This window comes from Aquabacterium sp., assembly GCF_049274795.1.
Lineage (GTDB): Bacteria > Pseudomonadota > Gammaproteobacteria > Burkholderiales > Burkholderiaceae_C > Aquabacterium.
Genome location: NZ_JBASTH010000038.1, coordinates 88,843 through 106,795, shown reverse-complemented (window position 1 = coordinate 106,795; position 17,953 = coordinate 88,843). Strand labels below are relative to the sequence as shown.

Here is a 17,953-nt window from a genome sequence, read left to right as displayed (position 1 = left end):
TGATCAGAAGGTTTCCCAATCATCGTCGGCACCCGCCTTGGCGCGGGCCGGCGGCGGCGAAGGCAACTGGGGTGAGGCTTGCGGCGCGGCCGGTTTGGCGGCTGCCGTCACGGCCGGGCGGGCCGGCGTGGCAGTCACCTTGGGCGCGGAACTGACGGGCCGAGGCTCAAGGCGCACAGAGGCAGCCGTCTTGGCCTGCTTGATGGCCTGATGGGTATGTGCCGCAGCCTGTTCGTGCACATGGCGCGTCTTGAACACGCCCACAGCTTCGGTCAGGCGTTGGGCCTGCTGGCGCAGGCTCTCAGCGGCGGCCATGCTCTCTTCCACCAGCGCGGCGTTCTGCTGCGTCATCTGGTCAAGCTGCGTCACGGCCTGGTTGATCTGCCCGATGCCCTGGCTCTGCTCGGTGCTGGCATGGGCGATCTCGCCGACCAGATCCGTCACCTTGCGCACCTGCATGACCACGTCGTTCATCGTGACGCCGGCGGTGCCGACCAGATCGCTGCCGGAGTTGACCTTCTCGACGCTGTCGTTGATCAGGGTCTTGATCTCCTTGGCAGCCTCGGCACTGCGCTGGGCCAGCGAACGCACCTCACCGGCCACCACGGCAAAACCGCGGCCCTGCTCCCCGGCTCGGGCCGCCTCGACGGCCGCGTTCAACGCCAGGATGTTGGTCTGGAAGGCAATGCCATCGATCACGCCGATGATGTCGGCGATCTTCTGGCTGGACGACTGGATGCCGTTCATGGTCTGCACGACCTGGTTGACAACCTCGCCACCGCGTGCCGCCACGCTGGAGGCGGCGCTGGCCAGTTGGTTGGCCTGCTGGGCGTTGTCGGCGTTGGTACGCACGGTGCCGGCCATTTCCTCGACGGACGCGGCAGTCTCTTCCAGGCTGGAGGCCTGCTCCTCGGTGCGGCCGCTCAGATCGGTGTTGCCCTGGGCGATCTGCGTGGAAGCCGTGGCCACCGAATCAGCGCCCATGCGCACCTGCTGCACCATGGTCGACAGGCTGTCGATCATCTGCGCCAGCGCCTGCTGCATCTCGCCGATCTCGTCCTTGCGGTCCTGGCGAACGGACTGGGTCAGGTCACCGCCGGCCACGGCCTTGAGCACGCCCACCGTGTCCTGCACCGGCGCCGCGATGATGCGGCTGACATAGAGCGCCACGGCCATGCCCAGGCCCACGATGATCAGCACCGACGCCAGGATGGCCCAGCGGGCGTTCTCGTAGGTGGCCTGGGCGCTGTCACGCGAGGCGTCGCCGCCCTTCACATTGAGCTTGACGATGCTGTCAAGCGCTGTACTGGCCTGCACGAAACGGTCCTGCGCCTCGCGGCTGGCCAGGTTGCGGGCCTCCTCGTTGAGATTCTGCTTGGACAGGTCGATCACCTTGTTGTGTTCGACCAAGAAGGCATCCCACTGCTGCCTGAAGGTATCCCACAGGGCCTTCTCTTCTGGGCTGCTGATCAGCTTGGCGTACTGGGCCTTGCGCTCGTCGATCGCCTTGAGCGAATCGGCCATGGCGCCTTCGTAGCGCTGCATGAAGGCCTGGTCCGTGGACAGCACGTGCTGCAGTTCGGACACCCGGAACTGGCCCATGCGGGCGCTGATGTCGGACACAGCCCGGGCGCTGGGCATCCAGTTGTCGGCGATGTCGTGCGTCGCCGTGTTCAGGCCGGTCAGGCGGCGCTCGGCCAGCAGGCCCATGATGGCCGCCAAGGCCATGACGATGGCGAAGGACAGGATCAGCTTGGGCTTGAGCCGAAGGTTGGCGAACCATTGCATTGTTGTTCTCCTGGGAAGATGAGGCAGGCGAGTGCACAGCATGCCGCCGACAAAGGAGTGTGCAAGGTTCCGCTTGGCGCAAAAACGAGGTGAACAGCGGAATCTGCCCGCAATTTTCAGATTTTTCAGATGCCTTGCGGGCAGGCCCGCTCAGCGCGTTCCGTACAGGCGATCGCCAGCATCCCCCAGACCCGGCACGATGTAGCCATGGTCGTTGAGGTGGCTGTCGAGCGCGGCCGTGAAGATGGGCACGTCGGGGTGCGATTCGGACAGATGGCGCACGCCTTCGGGCGAGCACAACAGCGAAATCAGCGTGATCTGGGTGCAGCCGGCGGCCTTCAGGCGTGCGATGCCGGCAGCCGCCGAGTGGCCTGTGGCCAGCATGGGGTCGACCACCAGCACCTGGCGGTCGGCGATGTCGGAGGGCACCTTGAAGTAGTACTCCACCGGCTCCAGCGTGGCCGGATCACGGTACAGACCGATGTGGCCCACGCGGGCCAGCGGCAGGATGTCCAGAAAGCCCTCGAGCATGCCGTTGCCGGCACGCAGGATGGACACCAGGCAAAGCTTCTTGCCGCTGATGACGGCCGATTCCATCTCGGTCAGCGGTGTCTTGATGGTGATGCGCTCGGTGGGCAGGGCACGGGTGGCCTCGTAGGCGAGCAACTGGCTGACCTCACGCAGCAGCTGGCGAAAGCTGTCGGTGTTCGTCTCCTCCGCGCGGATCCAGGTCAGCTTGTGCTGGATCAGCGGATGGGTCACGACGGTCAGGTTGGGAAATTCAAGCGGCATCAGCGGGTACTCCGGGAATCAACAATCAAAAAACAATCGGGCAGCATCAAGCGAGGACCGTACCAAGGCGCGCCACGGGCTTTGATGACACCATGGGGCGGGGGCAGCGTCAAGGGCTCTATGATGATGTCCATTGTCACGACCTTCCCTTGCCGAGAAGATGCCACCGCTGCCACCGATCACCCAGGCCATCATCCTGCTCAACGTCGCGCTGTACTGCATTGACTTTTCCATGGGCGGAGCTCTGGCGCAATGGATGGCCCTGTGGCCGCTGGGCAGCCAGTTCTTCCTGCCTTGGCAGATCGTGACCTACGCCTTCATGCACGGCTCGGCCACCCACCTGCTGCTCAACATGCTAGGCCTGTGGATGTTCAGTGGAGAGTTGGAACGGCTGTGGGGGCCGCGACGCTATCTGCAGTTCTACGCCGCAGGCGTGCTCGCGGGCGCCGCCTTCCAACTGATCATGTCGATGGTGTTTGGCTGGGGCAATCCCATGGTCGGTGCGTCGGGCGCATTGGTCGGCTTCCTGCTGGCCTACGGCATGACATTCCCGGACAGAACCATCGTACTGCTGATTCCTCCGATGCCGATCAAGGCCAAGTATCTGGTGCTGGTGTTTGGCGCATTCGAACTGTTCACCGGCGTCACCGGAACCGTATCAGGCGTCGCGCATTTTGCCCACCTGGGTGGCTTGGTGGGCGGCTGGCTGATGCTGCGCTACTGGGCGGGCAAGCCGCCCTTCCCGCCGCGCACGCGCGGCTCACGTGGACGTTTTTGAGCCAGGGGCGTTGGCAGGCCGCACCGACGACAGGGCAATGCCTGCGCCGATCAGCACCAGCGCACAAGGGTGATACCACTGCGGCGCGGTGCCCAACAGGGCCCAGGCCCACACCGCGGCAAACACCGGCGTGAGGTTGCTGAAGAAGGCCGCCACCGTGGGCCCGGCCGCACGCACGCCCTGCCCCCAGCCCCAGTAGGCCAGGATCGATGGCCCGATGGCGATGAAGAGCAGGCCTGCTGCGACGAAGCCCCACGCCTGCGCATCCGCCGGCCAGGCATGGTCGGTGCCAACGATGGCTGATTCGACCCCGGAGCAGGCCATGGCCCACAGCGCACCGAACAGCACCTGCAGCCACAGAAACTCCACCCAGTTCCAATCCGGTTCACCCTCCATGGCGGCGGGCTTGCGCACCAGCAGCCAGCTGTAGATCGACCATGACAGGGCTGCCAGCAAAATCAGCAGATCGCCCGGCACCAGGCGCACCTCTCGCAGCATCACCCAACTGCCCTGCGACATCACCAGCACCACGCCCGCGCAGGACAGCACCGCGCCACCCACCTGGCGGCCCGTGACACGCTGCCCGAAGCCGATCACCCCCACCAGCATCATCCACACCGGCATGCTGGCGCCGATCAGCGTGACATTGAGCGGCGAGGAGGTCTGCAGCGCCAGGTACTGCAGCGCGTTGTAGTTGCCCACGCCCAGCGCACCAATGATGGCCAGGTACCACGCGCGGCGGCTCAAGGCCTCGCGCTGGCGCAGCACGTGCCAGGCCCAAGGCGCCAGCAGCACGGCCACGAGCATCCAGCGCAGCGCGTTGGTGAGCACTGGCGGCATGTGGCCCACCATCAGGCGGCCGACCACGGCGTTGCCCGCCCACATCAGCGGCGGCAGGGTCAGGAAGAACAGGGTGCGGGCGTCGAGGTGCTTCAAGGCGGGGCCGAACCAGTCGGGAAAGCCGCCATTAAAGCAGAGCGAAAACCGGACAGCCCGCCCGCGGGTTTCAGGACGGGCGTGTGGCCCGAGACCTGTATCCGCTCAGGACGATGCCACAGGCGAGGCGGGCTGCGGCGCCTCACCCTTGCGACGATGGAAGAGCCGGTCCAGCCCCAGGTAGACCACGGGCGTGGAATACAGCGTGAGCACCTGGCTGACCAGCAGCCCGCCCACCACCGCAAAGCCCAGCGGCTGGCGCAGCTCCGCGCCGGTGCCGAAGCCCAGCATCAGCGGGATGGCGGCCAGCAGCGCCGCGATCGTCGTCATCATGATTGGGCGGAAACGCGCCAGGCAGGCTTCGCGGATGGCGTCGTGCGGGCTCATGCCCTGATCGCGCTGGGCCTGGATGGCGAAGTCCACCAGCAGGATGCCGTTCTTCTTGACGATGCCGATGAGCAGCACCACGCCAATCAGCGCCATCACCGAGAAGTCGAACCCGCCCAGCCACAGCAGCGCCACCGCCCCCACGCCAGCCGACGGCAAGGTGGACAAGATGGTGAGCGGGTGCACGAAGCTCTCGTACAGCATGCCCAGGATGATGTAGACCGCCAGCACCGCCGCCAGAATCAAGAGCGGCTGCGAGGCCAGCGACTGCTGGAAGGCCTGGGCCGCGCCCTGGAAACGCCCGGCCAGGTTCTCGGGCATCTGGATGTCGGCGCGGGCCTGGTCCAGCAGCTTGACGGCATCGCCCAGCGCCACGCCGGGCGCCAGGTTGAACGACAGGTTCACCGCCGGCGACATGCCGTAGTGGTTGATGGCCAGGGGGCCGGTCTGCGGCGCCTCCAGGCGGGCCACGGCGGACAGCGGCACCATCTGCTGCGTCTTGGTCGAACGCAGGTAGAGCCAGTCCAGGCTGTCGGTGCGGCCGCGCAGGGCGGGGTCGATCTCCAGCACCACCTGGTACTGGTTGACCTCGGTCTGCATCCGGCTGATCTGGCGCTGGCCGTAGGCGTTGTAGAGCAGCTGGTTGATGTCGTCCACGCTCAGGCCGTAGCGTGCGGCCGCGGTGCGGTCGATGGTGAGGCGGGCCACGCCCGCGCCCATCTGCAGGTCGTTGGAGACATCGCGGAACTGCGCCTGCGACGACAGGCGCGCGGTGAGCTTGTCGGCCCACTCGGCCAGCTCGGTGCTGTCGCTGCCCTGCAGCGCGTACTGGTACTGCGTGCGCGAGGGGCCGGTGCCCAGGTTGATGTCCTGGGCCGAACGCAGGTAGAGCATCACACCGGGGACCTGGGCCAGCTGCGGGCGCAGGCGGTCGATGAAGCCCTCGGCGGACACGTCGCGGTCACCGCGGTCCTTCAGCACGATCCAGAAGCGGCCGCTGGACATGTTCTGGCTGCCGCCGGTGGGCCCCACCGAATGCGCATAGCTCTGCACGGCCGGGTCCTTGGCCACGATGGCTTCCAGCGCCTTGTGCTTGGCCGCCATCTGCTCGTAGGAGGCGTCCTGCGGGCCCTGGGATGTGCCCAGCACGAAGGCCGTGTCCTGCAGCGGGAAGAAGCCCTTGGGCACGAACACATACCCGGCCACGGCCACACCCAGCGTCACGAAGAACACCAGCAGCATGCGGCCCTGGTGCTTCAGGGCCCAGTCCAGGCTGCGGCCGTAGCCATCGATCAGGCGCTGCACCATGCCGCCCTCCTGGTGCTTGGGCGCGGATTTCATGAAGCGCGAGGCCATCATGGGCGCCAGCGTGAGCGAGGCCACCACCGAGATCAGGATGGCCACCGTGACGGTGACGGCGAACTCGCGGAACAGGCGGCCCACCACGCCATCCATGAACAGCAGCGGGATGAAGGCCGCGATCAGCGACAGGCTGATGGACACGACCGTGAAGCCGATCTCGGCCGAGCCCCTGAGCGCGGCCACGCGCATGGACTCACCGTGCTCCAGATGCCGGTGGATGTTCTCCACCACCACGATGGCGTCGTCGACCACGAAGCCCACCGCGATGATCAAGGCCACCAGGGTGAGGTTGTTGAGGCTGAAGCCCAGCACGTCCATGGCCGCGATGGTGGCGATCATGGCCACGCCCAGCACGGCTGTGACGATCACCGTGGCCGACACCTGACGCAGGAAGAAGCCCATCACGGCCACCACCAATGCCACTGTCAGGCCCAGCGTGATCTCGACCTCGTGCAGCGATGAGCGGATGGTGCGCGTGCGGTCGTTGAGCACACTGACCTCCACACTGGCCGGCAGGCGCTCGGTCAGGCGGGGCATGGCGGCCATGACGCGGTCCACCGTGGCGACGATGTTGGCATCAGGCTGGCGGCGGATGATGATGTTCAGGCCCTCGCGCCCGTTCTGCCAGGCCGTGACGTAATCGTTCTCGGCCCCTTCGGTGATGCGGGCGACATCGCCCACGCGCACGGGCACGCCACCGACGTCGGTGATCACCAGTTCGGCGTACTCGCTGGGCTTGAAGAGCTGGTCGTTGGTGGCCAGCGTGGCGTTACGGTCCGGCCCGACCAGCGCCCCCTTGGGCTGGTTGACGCTGGCGCGCTGCACGGCGGCGCGGATGTCGGCCAGGGTCAGGCCATGCGCGGCCAGCTTGGCCGGCGAGGCCTGGATGCGGATGGCGGGCCGGCGCTGGCCGGTGATATCCACCTCCGAGACGCCATCGACCTGGCTGATCTGGCGCGCCAGCACGGTTTCGGCCAGGTCGCTCAGCTCGGTGATGGGCATGGTGTCCGACTGCATCGACAGCACCATGATCGGGCCGTCGGCCGGATTGACTTTGCGCCAGGTGGGCAGCGAGGGCATGTCCGACGGCAGCCGCCCCGAGACGGCATTGATGGCGGCCTGCACCTCCTGCGCGGCGGTGTTGATCTCCTTGTCGAGCGTGAACTGCAGCGTGATGCTGGTGGAGCCCAGGGCGCTGGCCGAAGTCATCTCGGTGATGCCGGCGATGCTGCTGAGCTCGACCTCCAGCGGCGTGGCCACGGCGGCGGCCATGGTGTCCGGGCTGGCGCCGGGCAGGCGTGCGGAGATGCGGATGGTGGGAAACTCGGCCTGCGGCAGGGGCGCCACCGGCAGGCGCGGGAAGGCCAGCAGGCCCAGCAGCACCAGCGCCAGCGTGAGCAGCGTGGTCGCCACCGGGTGGGCGATGAACCAGGCGGACAGGTTGCGGCGCGAGGATTCGGCCGGCGCGCTCGCGGGAACGGGGGGCGGCATGCTCATGGCTCAGCCCCCGCTGGCCGGCAGCACCTTCACGGCGGCCTTGGGCTTGAGGCGGGACTGGCCGTCCACGACGACGGCGTCGCCCGCCTGCAGGCCCGAAGCGATCACGGCACGCTGGTCATCCTGCCAGCGCACGGTCACGGGCACCATCTCGGCAGCGTTGTCACGCACGCGCCAGACATGGATCGCGTTCTTCTGCCCGCGCTGCAGCGCCTGCGTGGGCACGACCAGCGCCTGGTCCATGGCGCCAGTGCGCAGGGTCACGGCCACGAACTGGCCGGGCCAGAGCGCTTCCTTGGCGTTGGGCACCTCGGCTTTGAGCTTGAGCGAACCGCTGGCCGGGTCGACGCGGTTGTCCACCGTGGCCAGGCGGCCTTCGGCCAGGGACGTGCCCTGCTCCTGATCGGCCACCTGCACCAGGGCCGGGCCCTGCTGCTTCAGGGCCTGCCGCACCTCACTCAAGCGCCCCTGGGGCACCGAGAACAGCACCGCCACCGGCTGGGTCTGCACCACTGTGACCAGGCCATTGGTGTCACTGGGTCGCACCAGGTTGCCGACATCGACCTGGCGCAGGCCGGCACGGCCAGCCACGGGCGAGGTGATCGTGGCATAGGACAGCTGCACCCTGGCCGCCTCCAGCGAGGCCTGCTGCGACTGGACCTGGGCCTGCAGCTGGGCCACCAGGGCCACCTGCTGGTCGCGCTGCTGCACGGGCACGGCCGCCTGCGAGGCCAGGCCTTCGTAGCGCTTCAGGTCAAGCTGGGCGATCTGCAACTGAGCCTTGAGGCGCTGCACCTCGGCCTGGGCCTGGTCCACCTGGGCACGCAGGGCGCGGTCATCCAGCCGGGCCACCACCTGGCCCCGCGTGACGGGTTGCCCTTCCTTGAAGAGCACCTCGGTGAGCACGCCCTCGATCTGGGGGCGCACCAGCACCTGCTGCAACGCCTGCACCTGGCCCACGGCGGTGAGCGAGGTCGGCAGGTTCTGGAGGCTGGCCCGGGCCACGTGCACCGGCACCGCAGGCGGAGCCTTGGGCGGGCTGGAGGCCTGCACCTTCGGCGACAAGGCCGTGCTCAGCCAGGCCAGCAGGCCAGCCGACAAAGCCAGGCCACTCCACACCCATCGTCTCGAAACCATCACGACCACCTCTCGCTGCATGCCCTGACCACACCGGGCAGGACACCCGAGCGAAGGCCCCCGCATCGTAAAACAGACGCGTTCTGTGTCTGGATGTTGTGCGAAGTTCCCTGCTCAGCTGCCGCGACGCACGCGCCGGATCTCGTCGAGGATCAGCAGCACGGCGCCCACGCTGATGGCGCAATCGGCGATGTTGAAGGCCGGGAAATGCCCGCCGTGGAACACCGGCTCAAGAAAACGCCAGTGGAAATCCAGGAAATCGACCACGTAGCCGTGGATCAGCCGGTCGACCACATTGCCGACAGCGCCGCCCATGATCAGCGCCAGCGCCAGCGAGAACATGCGCTGGCCGCCATGCTGCTTGAGCATGTAGGTCATGAAGCCCACGGCCACCACCCCCAGCCCCACGAAGAACCAGCGCTGCCAGCCCCCCGCCTGCGCCAGGAAGGAGAACGCCGCCCCTTCGTTGTGCACGCGCACCAGGTTGAAGAAGCTGGTCACGTAGCGTGAATCACCGAGTTCGAAGACCCGTATCGTGACGACCTTGGTGATCTGATCCAGCAAGATGACGATGGCCGCCAAGCCCAGCCAGGGCCAGAGGCTGGCGGAGGTGCCCGCTTTACCGCGCGCCGCCATCACGCCACCACGCGGGTTTCACCCGCGCCGCCCAGGTTGAGGGCACAACGGCCGCACACGCCCACGTAGCGCGGGTCGCTGCCGACGTCGTCGCGATAATGCCAGCAGCGCTCGCACTTGGCCGATTCGGACGGCGTGACCTTGACGGCCAGGGCCTCGCCCTCACGCAGCGTCACCTTTGAGACGATCAGCACGAACTTGAGGTCATCGCCCAGCGAGGCCAGCAGGGCATGGTCCTGGCTGGACGCCGTCAGCTCGATCTCGGCCTGCAGCGAGGCACCGACCTGGCCGGTGGTGCGCACGGCCTCGATCTCCTTGTTGACCAGCTCGCGGATCTCGCGGATGCGGGCCCACTTGGCCAGCAGCTCGGTCTGCTGCTCGGCGCCCGCGAAATCGCTGTAGGTCTCGGTAAAGATGGTCTCGCCCAGGCCCAGCACCTGCCAGGCCTCTTCGGCCGTGAAGCTCAGGAAGGGCGCCATCCAGCGCAGCATGGCCTGGGTGATCTGCCACAGCGCGGTCTGGGCGCTGCGGCGCGCCAGGCTCTTGGCACCGGTGGTGTAGAGGCGGTCCTTGAGCACGTCCAGGTAGAAGGCGCCCAGGTCTTCGGAACAGTACACCTGCAGCTTGCCGACCACGGGGTGGAACTCGTAGCGCTCGTAGTGGGCCAGGATGTCGGCCTGCAGCTCGGCGGCGCGGGCCAGGGCGTGGCGGTCGATCTCCAGCAGCTCGGCAGCGGGCACCGTGTCCACGGCCGGGTCGAAATCGACCGTGTTGGCCAGCAGGAAGCGCAGCGTGTTGCGGATGCGGCGGTAGCCATCAACCACGCGGGCCAGGATCTTGTCGTCTCCGGCGATGTCGCCCGAGTAATCGCTGGAGGCCACCCACAGGCGGATGATCTCGGCGCCCAGCTTCTTGCTGGTCTCTTGCGGATCGACGCCGTTGCCCAGCGACTTGCTCATCTTGCGGCCCTGGCTGTCCACCGTGAAGCCGTGGGTCAGCAGGCCCTTGTAGGGCGCACGGCCGTAGATGGCGCAGGCCACCAGCAGCGAGCTGTGGAACCAGCCGCGGTGTTGATCGTGCCCTTCCAGGTACAGGTCGGCCTCGGGGCCTTGCGCGTGGCCAGCCGTGGGGTGGCTGCCCTGCTCGGGGTTGAGCACGTGGAAGAAGGTGGAGCCGGAGTCGAACCACACATCGAGGATGTCGGTGGACTTGCTGTACTCCTCGGCCTCGGCGCCAAGCCACTCGGCCACGTCCAGCTTGGACCAGGCTTCGACACCGCCCTGTTGCACCAGATCGGCCGCGCGGTCGATGAAGGCCAGCGTGTCGGGGTGCAGCTCGCCCGTGATCTTGTGCAGGAAGAACGGCAGCGGCACGCCCCAGTTGCGCTGGCGGCTGATGCACCAGTCAGGCCGGTTGGCGATCATGTCGCGCAGGCGGGCGCGGCCATTCTCGGGGTAGAAGCTGGTCTGGTCGATGGCGTCCAGGGCCAGCTGGCGCAGGGTCTTGTCGGCCTTGTTCGTGGTGAACACGCCCTGCCCTTCGTCCATGCGCACGAACCACTGCGCGGCGGCACGGAAGATCACCGGCTTCTTGTGACGCCAGCAGTGCGGGTAGCTGTGGGTGATCTCGCTGGAGGCCAGCACGCGGCCATGCTCGCGCAGCGTCTCCAGCACCACCGGGGCGGCCTTCCAGATGTGCTGGCCGCCGAACAGGGGCAGCTCGGCCTCGTAGACGCCATGGCCCTGCACGGGGTTGAGGATGTCGTCGAACTTCAGACCGTTGCTCACGCAGCTGTTGAAGTCGTCCACGCCGTAGGCGGGGGCCGAGTGCACGATGCCGGTGCCGTCTTCGGCGCTGACGTAGTCGGCCACATAGACAGGCGCGATGCGGTCATAGCCCTTGTCGACATGGGCCAGCGGGTGCTTGAAGGTCAGGCCTTCGAGCTTGGCGCCCGTGGTGGTGGCCAGCACTTTGACCTGATCCGGCGTGAAGCCGTAGCGGGCGGTGGCCTTCTCGACCAGGGCCTCGGCCAGCAGCAGCACGCCCTTGGGCGTGTCCACCAGGGCGTAGCTCAGCTCGGGGTGCACGTTCAGGGCCTGGTTGGCGGGAATGGTCCAGGCGGTGGTCGTCCAGATCACCGCGAAGGCGTCCTTGTCCAGGCTGCTCAAGCCGAAGGCGGCGGCCAGCTTGGCGGGCTCCGCGCTCAGGAAGGCCACGTCCAGCGTCTGCGATTTCTTGTCGGCGTACTCGATCTCGAACTCGGCCAGGGACGAGCCGCAGTCGAAGCACCAGTACACGGGCTTGAGGCCGCGGTAGACGAAGCCGCGCTCGATGATCTGCTTGAGCGCGCGGATCTCGCCGGCCTCGTTGCCGAAGTCCATTGTGCGGTAAGGCTTGTCCCAGTCGGCCAGCACGCCCAGGCGCTTGAAGTCGGTGCGCTGCAGATCGACCTGCTCGCCGGCGTAGGCGCGGGCCTTGGCCTGCACGTCGTCACGGCTCAGGTTGCGGCCGAAGGTCTTCTCGATCTGGTTCTCGATGGGCAGGCCGTGGCAATCCCAGCCGGGCACGTAGATGGCGTCCATGCCCTTGAGCTGGCGCGCCTTGACGATCATGTCCTTGAGGATCTTGTTGACGGCGTGCCCCATGTGGATCTGGCCGTTGGCGTAGGGCGGGCCGTCGTGCAGCACGAACTTGGGCGCGCCGCAGCGGGCATCGCGCAGCTTCTTGTAGATGCCCTGGTCTTCCCAGGCCTTGGCCCAGCCCGGCTCGCGCTTGGGCAGGTCGCCCCGCATCGGGAAGGGCGTGTCGGGCATGTTCAGCGTCGCGCGGTAGGCGCTCTGGTTCTGGCCGTCTTGCTTGGCGGGCTTGTCTTGGCTCATGTCGATCTCGGTCAAACCAGACCCATCCGGCGTTGCATGTGCGGGTGCCGTGGGTCTGCGGGCATCTGGGGGGGCATCGCCGACCGACTCGGCGTGTGCAGGGGCGACGGGGTGCGGGCTGTCCGCTGGCGCAAGGCCCGCGGATCGGTCAGCCCGCGTCAAATTCGGTCGCGGGTGGTCTGGCGGCCCTGGGCCTGGAAGAAGGCCTTGGCGTCGGCAATGTCCTGGTGGATGGCGGCCTGCAAAGCCTCCAGCCCGTCGAAACGGGCTTCATCGCGAAGTTTGTGCAGGAGTTCCACGCGCACGATTTTACCGTAGCCCCCTTCGCTGCCCAACTCGGAGGGCCAATCGAGGCAATAGACTTCCAGCAGCACCCGGCCGGACTCTTCGATCGTGGGGCGCACGCCCAGGCTGGCGACCCCTTCCAGCGGCTCCGGGCTCAGGCCGTGGGTGCGCACCGCGAAGATGCCCTGGGTGGCCGGTTTTTCATGGCCGAAGCGCACGTTCATGGTCGGGCAATCAAGCGTGCGGCCCAGTTTGCGGCCATGCACCACGTGGCCGCTGATGCTGTAGGGGCGTCCCAGCAGGCGGGCCACCATGTCCATGTCGCCAGCGGCCAGCGCATCGCGCACCACGGAAGACGAGACCCGCACCCCGTGCACCTCGTAGCTGAGCATGCGGGCCACGTCGAAGCCGCGGTCGGCGGCCAGGGCGTCCAGCAGGGCGTAATCCCCCGCGCGCCTGGCGCCGAAGCGGAAGTCATCGCCCACCAGCACGTAGCGGGCATGCAGCCCCTGCACCAGCACCTGGTCCACGAAATCCTGGGGGCTCAGGGACGCCAGGGCCTGGTCAAAGGGCAGCACCACCACCTGGTCGATGCCGCAGCGCTCCAACTCGAACAGCTTGTCGCGCAGGGTGGCGATGCGGGGCGGGGCCATCTCGGGCTTGCCGGCCAGGGCCGCGAAGTAGTCGCGCGGGTGCGGCTCGAAGGTGAGCACGGTGCTGGGCAGGCCACGGTGCTGGGCCTCGCTGCGCAGCAGGGCGAGCATGGCCTGGTGTCCGCGGTGGACGCCGTCGAAATTGCCGATGGTCAGGGCGCAGGCGGGGGCCAGGGCGGCGTGGTGGACGCCTCGGAAGACTTGCATGACGGGGGATTATCCCCCGCGGCACGACTCCTGCGTTTAGGATCCGCCCATTGCCTCAAGAAGCCCCAAGAAGGAACGCACGAGATGAACAAAATGATGTCGATTCGCCCCGTCGCCCTGTGCCTGGCCCTGATCGGGGCCCTCGCCCAGACTCAAGCACACGCCCAGGCAGCCTCTCCCACCCTCCAGAAGATCTCGGCCGCCGGCTCGATCACCCTGGGACACCGCGAATCGTCCATCCCCTTCTCGTACTACGACGACAAGCAGCAGGTGGTGGGCTACTCCCAGGAGATGATGCTCAAGGCCGTCGAAGCCATCAAGGCCGAGCTCAAGAAGCCCAACCTGGCCGTCAAGCTGGTGCCCGTCACCTCCCAGAACCGCATCCCCCTGGTGCTCAACGGCACGGTGGACATCGAATGCGGCTCGACCACCAACAACACCGAGCGGGCCCGCCAGGTGGCGTTCTCCACCAACATCTTCGTGGTCGGCACCCGCCTGATGACCCGCAAGGGCGCCGGCATCAACGATTTCCCCGATCTCAAGGGCAAGAACGTGGCCGTGACGGCCGGCACCACCTCCGAGCGCCTGCTGCGCCGCTACAACACAGACAACAAGCTGGGCATGCGCATCATCTCGGCCAAGGACCACGGCGAATCCTTCCTGATGCTGGAAACCGGCCGCGCCGCCGCCTTCATGATGGACGACGCCCTGCTCTACGGCGAACGGGCCAAGTCCAAGCGCCCGGACGACTGGGTGGTGGTGGGCAAGCCGATGTCAGAAGAGGCCTATGGCTGCATGATGCGCAAGGGTGATGCGGCCTTCAAGAAGCTGGTCGATGGCGCCATCAGCAAGGCGATGACCTCGGGCGAGGCCGCCAAGATCTACGCCAAGTGGTTCCAGCAGCCCATTCCGCCCAAGGGCCTGAACCTGAACTGGCCCATGTCCGACGACGTGCAGGCGCTGTTCAAGGCCCCCAACGACAAGCCCTTCCAGTAACCCCCCAGCCAAGGCGCCCGCGCGATGGACTACCAATGGAACTGGGCCATCTTCTCGCAGGAGACGGCCATGGGCGACGGCAGCACCTACTGGGGCTGGATGCTGGCTGGCCTCAAGATGACGCTGACCATCTCGCTGAGCGCCTGGGTACTGGCCCTGGCGCTGGGCACGGTGGTGGGCGTGCTGCGCACCGTGCCCTCGCGTGGATTGCAGCGCGTGGCCACGGCCTACGTGGAAGTGCTGCGCAACATCCCGCTGCTGGTGCAGCTGTTCATCTGGTATTTCATCGTGCCCGAACTGTTGCCCACGGCCTGGGGCGACACGATCAAGCAATGGCCACCTGAATGGCAGCAACTGGGCGCCGCCATCATCTGCCTGGGCCTGTTCACCAGCGCCCGGGTGGCCGAGCAGGTGCGCGCCGGCATCCAGAGCCTGCCCGTGGGCCAGACTCGCGCGGCCCTGGCGCTGGGGCTGAGCCTGCCGCAGGCCTACCGGCTGGTGCTGCTGCCCATGGCCTTCCGGCTGGTGGTGCCGCCGCTCACCTCGGAGTTCCTCAACGTGTTCAAGAACTCCGCCGTGTGCTCGACCATCGGCCTGCTGGAGCTGGCCGCCCAGGGCCGCCAACTGGTGGACTACACCGCGCAGCCTTATGAGGCCTTCATCGCGGTGACCCTGATGTACCTGCTGATCAACGTCGTCGTCATGGGCCTGATGCACCTGCTCGAACGCAAGGTGAAGGTCCAGGGCTACCTGGGATAAGGGGCAGCCATGGCACACGATTTCGACTGGTCGTCCATTCCCAGCGCCCTGCCCTTCCTGGCGCAGGGCCTGCTGGTCACGCTGGAGATCACCCTCGTCGCCCTGGTGGTGGGCCTGGTGTGGGGCACGCTGTTGGCCCTGATGCGGCTCTCAGCCGTGGCGCCGCTGCGCTGGTTCGCCGCGGGCTACATCAACCTGTTCCGCGCCGTGCCCCTGGTGATGGTGCTGCTGTGGTTCTTCCTGGTGATCCCGCAGTTGCTCACCGCCCTGTTCAACCTGCCGCCGGGCACTGATGTGCGCATGACCTCGGCCCTGGTGGGCTTCGCGCTGTTCGAATCGGCCTACTACGCCGAGATCATCCGCGCCGGCATCCAGAGCGTGCCCAAGGGGCAACTGTCGGCCGCCACGGCCCTGGGCCTGAGCAAGGCCCAGGCGATGCGCCTGGTGATCCTGCCGCAGGCCCTGCGCAACATGGTGCCGCTGCTGCTGACCCAGGCCATCGTGCTGCTGCAGGACACCTCGCTGGTGTACGTGTCGGCCCTGGCCGACTTCTTCGGCACGGCCTACAAGGTCGGTGACCGCGACGGCCGGCTGGTGGAGTTGCTGCTCTTCGCCGGTGCCGTCTACTTCGTGCTGTGCTTCGCGCTCTCGCGCCTGGTGCAGCGCCTGCAGCGCAAGCTGACCGCCTGATCCTCTGATCCCAACCCAGAGCCATGATCCAGATCGACAACGTCTCCAAGCACTACGGCACCTTCCAGGTGCTGACCGACTGCAGCACCACCGTCACCAAGGGCGAGGTGGTCGTGGTCTGCGGCCCCTCGGGCTCGGGCAAATCCACCCTGATCAAGTGCGTCAATGGGCTGGAGCCCTTCCAGCAGGGCCGCATCCTGGTCGATGGCACCTCGGTGGGCGATCCGGCCACGCATCTGCCCCGGCTGCGCAGCCGTGTGGGCATGGTGTTCCAGCATTTCGAGCTGTTCCCGCATCTGAGCGTGATCGACAACCTCACCCTGGCCCAGCGGCATGTGCTGGGCCGCGACAAGGAAGCCGCCACGGCCAAGGCGATGGCCCTGCTCGACCGCGTAGGGCTGAGGGCGCATGCCGCCAAATCGCCCGGGCAACTTTCGGGCGGTCAACAGCAGCGCGTGGCCATCGCACGCGCGCTGTGCATGGACCCGATCGTGATGCTGTTCGACGAGCCGACCTCCGCGCTCGACCCCGAGATGGTCGGCGAGGTGCTGGATGTGATGAGCGAACTGGCCAAGGAAGGCATGACCATGATGTGCGTGACGCACGAGATGGGCTTCGCCCGCCGCGTGGCCGACCGCGTGGTGTTCATGGACGCCGGGCGCATCGTGGAAGACCGCCCCACGGCGGATTTCTTCGACAACCCACGCTCCGAGCGGGCGCAGCAGTTCCTCGCGCGCATCCTGCAGCACTGAGCCCAGCACACTTGGCCTGGCGCCAGGGCTGGTGGATTGCTCAAACGCCAGCGGGCCGGCTCTCTCGAACCGGCCCGCCGGAGTGATCACTATGGCAACTCAGCCTCGCCGTGATCAAGGCGCCTTCAAGTCAAGGCATCAGCGCTGTTGCTGCTGCGACTTGTTGGATTGCTGCCCACCAGGCTGCTGGTTGCTCTGGTTGCTGCCTTGCTGACCGCTCTGACGACCAGCCTGCTCCTGCTGACCAGACTGACGGTTCTGCTGCCCCGCATTGGGTTGCTGCTGCTGACCGGCATCCTGTTGCTGCTGGTTCTGCTTGCTCGGATTTTGGTTTTGGTTCTGTTGGGTCATGGTCTTTCTCCTGTTCGTTGAAAGCATCGGCGGGTTTGCCGATGCTTTCAACGGGCAATCGACGTTCCTGCCTCAGAACCCCTGCCGCTCCAGCACATCGTCCACCCGGAACTCTTTCTGCAGGGTGGACAGGTGCTCCCACACCTTGTGGGTGGCAGGCGGGATCTCGCGGTCGACAAACTGCGGCGGGCTGATCGCCTGCCAGTTCAGCACGGCCCGCCCGCAATGGGGGCAGTTGGGCAGTTTGCCGATGCGGAAAGCATGCCCGGTGCTGTCCGGATCGCAGGCGATCTCGCCATAGGTGCGCTGCAGCGCATGGGCACGGAACCAGTTGTCCTTGCCAAGCATGCGCTGGCTCTGGTTCAGCAGGGTGTCGACCTCGTCGAAGGTGGGGTCGTGCACGGCATCCAGGAAAGCCTCGTCCAGCGAGGTCTCACTGCGCAGCACGAACTGACCATGGACCCCATCGGGCATGACCGACACGGTCGAATCCTGCCCGCAATGGGCACAACTGACGCGCAGAAGTTGCAGCTTCATCATTTCGGACATGTCGAACAACCATGGTGAATGGCGTCCTGACACCTGCCCAGGACGAGCGGATGCGGCACGAACCTCGCGGAACTGCCCGCATGCGTTATTTGTAACGCGCTCCGGCCAAAAACGCCAGCCCCTGCCCGCCGTGCGACTTCAATGCCCCACCGACCGTGAAAAAAGGTTGATGACCAGCACGCCCGCGATGATCAACCCCATGCCGATCAGGGCGGCCGCGTCCAGGTGCTGCCCGAACCACAGCCAGCTGACCACCGAGATCAGCACGATGCCCACGCCCGACCAGATCGCATAGGCGATGCCCGTCGGCATGGTACGCAAGGTGAGCGACAGGAAGAAGAACGCGATCGCGTAGAACACCACCGTGAACACGCTGGGCCACAGGCGGGTGAAGTTCTCGGCACCCTTGAGCAATGACGTGGCGATGACTTCGGCCACGATGGCCATGAAAAGGTACAGGTAGGTGAGTGCCATGTCGCTGGTTCGAATATCCGTCCCTATACTAAGACATCGACCTGC

16 protein-coding genes are annotated in these 17,953 nt (G+C 66.8%); 5 read left to right on the top strand and 11 right to left on the bottom strand.

The features are described from left to right. Positions 1-3: 3 nt before the first annotated feature. Positions 4-1,788, bottom strand: a complete 1,785-nt coding sequence (locus WAQ08_RS06440) for a methyl-accepting chemotaxis protein (RefSeq protein WP_422190137.1) — start codon at positions 1,786-1,788, stop codon at positions 4-6. Between the two features lie 150 nt (positions 1,789-1,938). After that, positions 1,939-2,580: a uracil phosphoribosyltransferase gene (upp, locus tag WAQ08_RS06435; RefSeq protein ID WP_422190135.1), complete on the bottom strand. Its 642-nt coding sequence runs from the start codon at positions 2,578-2,580 to the stop codon at positions 1,939-1,941. Positions 2,581-2,740: 160 nt separating this feature from the next. Here upp and WAQ08_RS06430 point away from each other — a divergent pair, with 160 nt between their 5' ends. Further along, positions 2,741-3,358: a rhomboid family intramembrane serine protease gene (locus tag WAQ08_RS06430; protein ID WP_422190133.1), complete on the top strand. Its 618-nt coding sequence runs from the start codon at positions 2,741-2,743 to the stop codon at positions 3,356-3,358. On the opposite strand, the gene WAQ08_RS06425 is transcribed toward WAQ08_RS06430, so the two are convergent. The 6 genes from WAQ08_RS06425 to WAQ08_RS06400 all read right to left on the bottom strand — a co-directional run bounded on the left by WAQ08_RS06425 (position 3,341) and on the right by WAQ08_RS06400 (position 13,337). After that, on the bottom strand, positions 3,341-4,294 hold the full coding sequence (locus WAQ08_RS06425) for a DMT family transporter (RefSeq protein ID WP_422190131.1): 954 nt from the start codon (positions 4,292-4,294) through the stop codon (positions 3,341-3,343). The genes WAQ08_RS06430 and WAQ08_RS06425 overlap by 18 nt on opposite strands. A gap of 105 nt (positions 4,295-4,399) precedes the next feature. Continuing rightward, complete coding sequence (locus WAQ08_RS06420; protein ID WP_422190129.1) at positions 4,400-7,534, bottom strand: multidrug efflux RND transporter permease subunit; 3,135 nt, start codon at positions 7,532-7,534, stop codon at positions 4,400-4,402. A gap of 9 nt (positions 7,535-7,543) precedes the next feature. After that, positions 7,544-8,677 carry an efflux RND transporter periplasmic adaptor subunit gene (locus WAQ08_RS06415; protein ID WP_422190127.1) on the bottom strand — a complete coding sequence of 378 codons (1,134 nt, stop codon included), beginning with the start codon at positions 8,675-8,677 and terminating at the stop codon, positions 7,544-7,546. A 114-nt stretch (positions 8,678-8,791) separates the two neighbouring features. Beyond that, positions 8,792-9,313 carry a signal peptidase II gene (gene lspA / locus WAQ08_RS06410; protein ID WP_422190125.1) on the bottom strand — a complete coding sequence of 174 codons (522 nt, stop codon included), beginning with the start codon at positions 9,311-9,313 and terminating at the stop codon, positions 8,792-8,794. Next, positions 9,313-12,192, bottom strand: a complete 2,880-nt coding sequence (gene ileS / locus WAQ08_RS06405) for an isoleucine--tRNA ligase (RefSeq protein WP_422190123.1) — start codon at positions 12,190-12,192, stop codon at positions 9,313-9,315. The genes lspA and ileS overlap by 1 nt, the downstream gene beginning before the upstream one ends. Before the next feature lie 158 nt (positions 12,193-12,350). Next, positions 12,351-13,337, bottom strand: a complete 987-nt coding sequence (locus tag WAQ08_RS06400; RefSeq protein WP_422190121.1) for a bifunctional riboflavin kinase/FAD synthetase — start codon at positions 13,335-13,337, stop codon at positions 12,351-12,353. 96 nt (positions 13,338-13,433) lie between these two features. On the opposite strand from WAQ08_RS06400, the gene WAQ08_RS06395 reads away from it, so the two are divergent. Genes WAQ08_RS06395 through WAQ08_RS06380 form a run of 4 tightly spaced genes read left to right on the top strand, consistent with a single transcriptional unit; the run spans position 13,434 to position 16,534 of the window. Next, on the top strand, positions 13,434-14,333 hold the full coding sequence (locus WAQ08_RS06395) for a glutamate/aspartate ABC transporter substrate-binding protein (protein ID WP_422190289.1): 900 nt from the start codon (positions 13,434-13,436) through the stop codon (positions 14,331-14,333). 24 nt (positions 14,334-14,357) lie between these two features. Beyond that, positions 14,358-15,092: an amino acid ABC transporter permease gene (locus WAQ08_RS06390; protein WP_422190119.1), complete on the top strand. Its 735-nt coding sequence runs from the start codon at positions 14,358-14,360 to the stop codon at positions 15,090-15,092. Between the two features lie 9 nt (positions 15,093-15,101). Continuing rightward, a complete protein-coding gene (gene gltK / locus WAQ08_RS06385; RefSeq protein ID WP_422190117.1) occupies positions 15,102-15,782 on the top strand; it encodes a glutamate/aspartate ABC transporter permease GltK in 681 nt (226 codons plus the stop codon). A 23-nt stretch (positions 15,783-15,805) separates the two neighbouring features. Continuing rightward, the gene (locus tag WAQ08_RS06380) at positions 15,806-16,534 is read left to right on the top strand and encodes an amino acid ABC transporter ATP-binding protein (protein WP_422190115.1); all 729 of its coding nucleotides are present in this window, start codon (positions 15,806-15,808) and stop codon (positions 16,532-16,534) included. 138 nt (positions 16,535-16,672) lie between these two features. Here the strand turns inward: WAQ08_RS06380 and WAQ08_RS06375 are convergent, their stop codons facing one another. From WAQ08_RS06375 to WAQ08_RS06365, 3 genes are all read right to left on the bottom strand, one after another. Further along, positions 16,673-16,885 (bottom strand): hypothetical protein, encoded by a 213-nt coding sequence (locus WAQ08_RS06375; protein WP_422190113.1) that lies wholly within the window; start codon positions 16,883-16,885, stop codon positions 16,673-16,675. Positions 16,886-16,957: 72 nt separating this feature from the next. Then, the gene (locus tag WAQ08_RS06370; protein WP_422190111.1) at positions 16,958-17,434 is read right to left on the bottom strand and encodes a hypothetical protein; all 477 of its coding nucleotides are present in this window, start codon (positions 17,432-17,434) and stop codon (positions 16,958-16,960) included. Between the two features lie 138 nt (positions 17,435-17,572). Further along, the gene (locus tag WAQ08_RS06365) at positions 17,573-17,908 is read right to left on the bottom strand and encodes an SMR family transporter (protein ID WP_422190110.1); all 336 of its coding nucleotides are present in this window, start codon (positions 17,906-17,908) and stop codon (positions 17,573-17,575) included. Between the last annotated feature and the right edge of the window lie 45 nt (positions 17,909-17,953).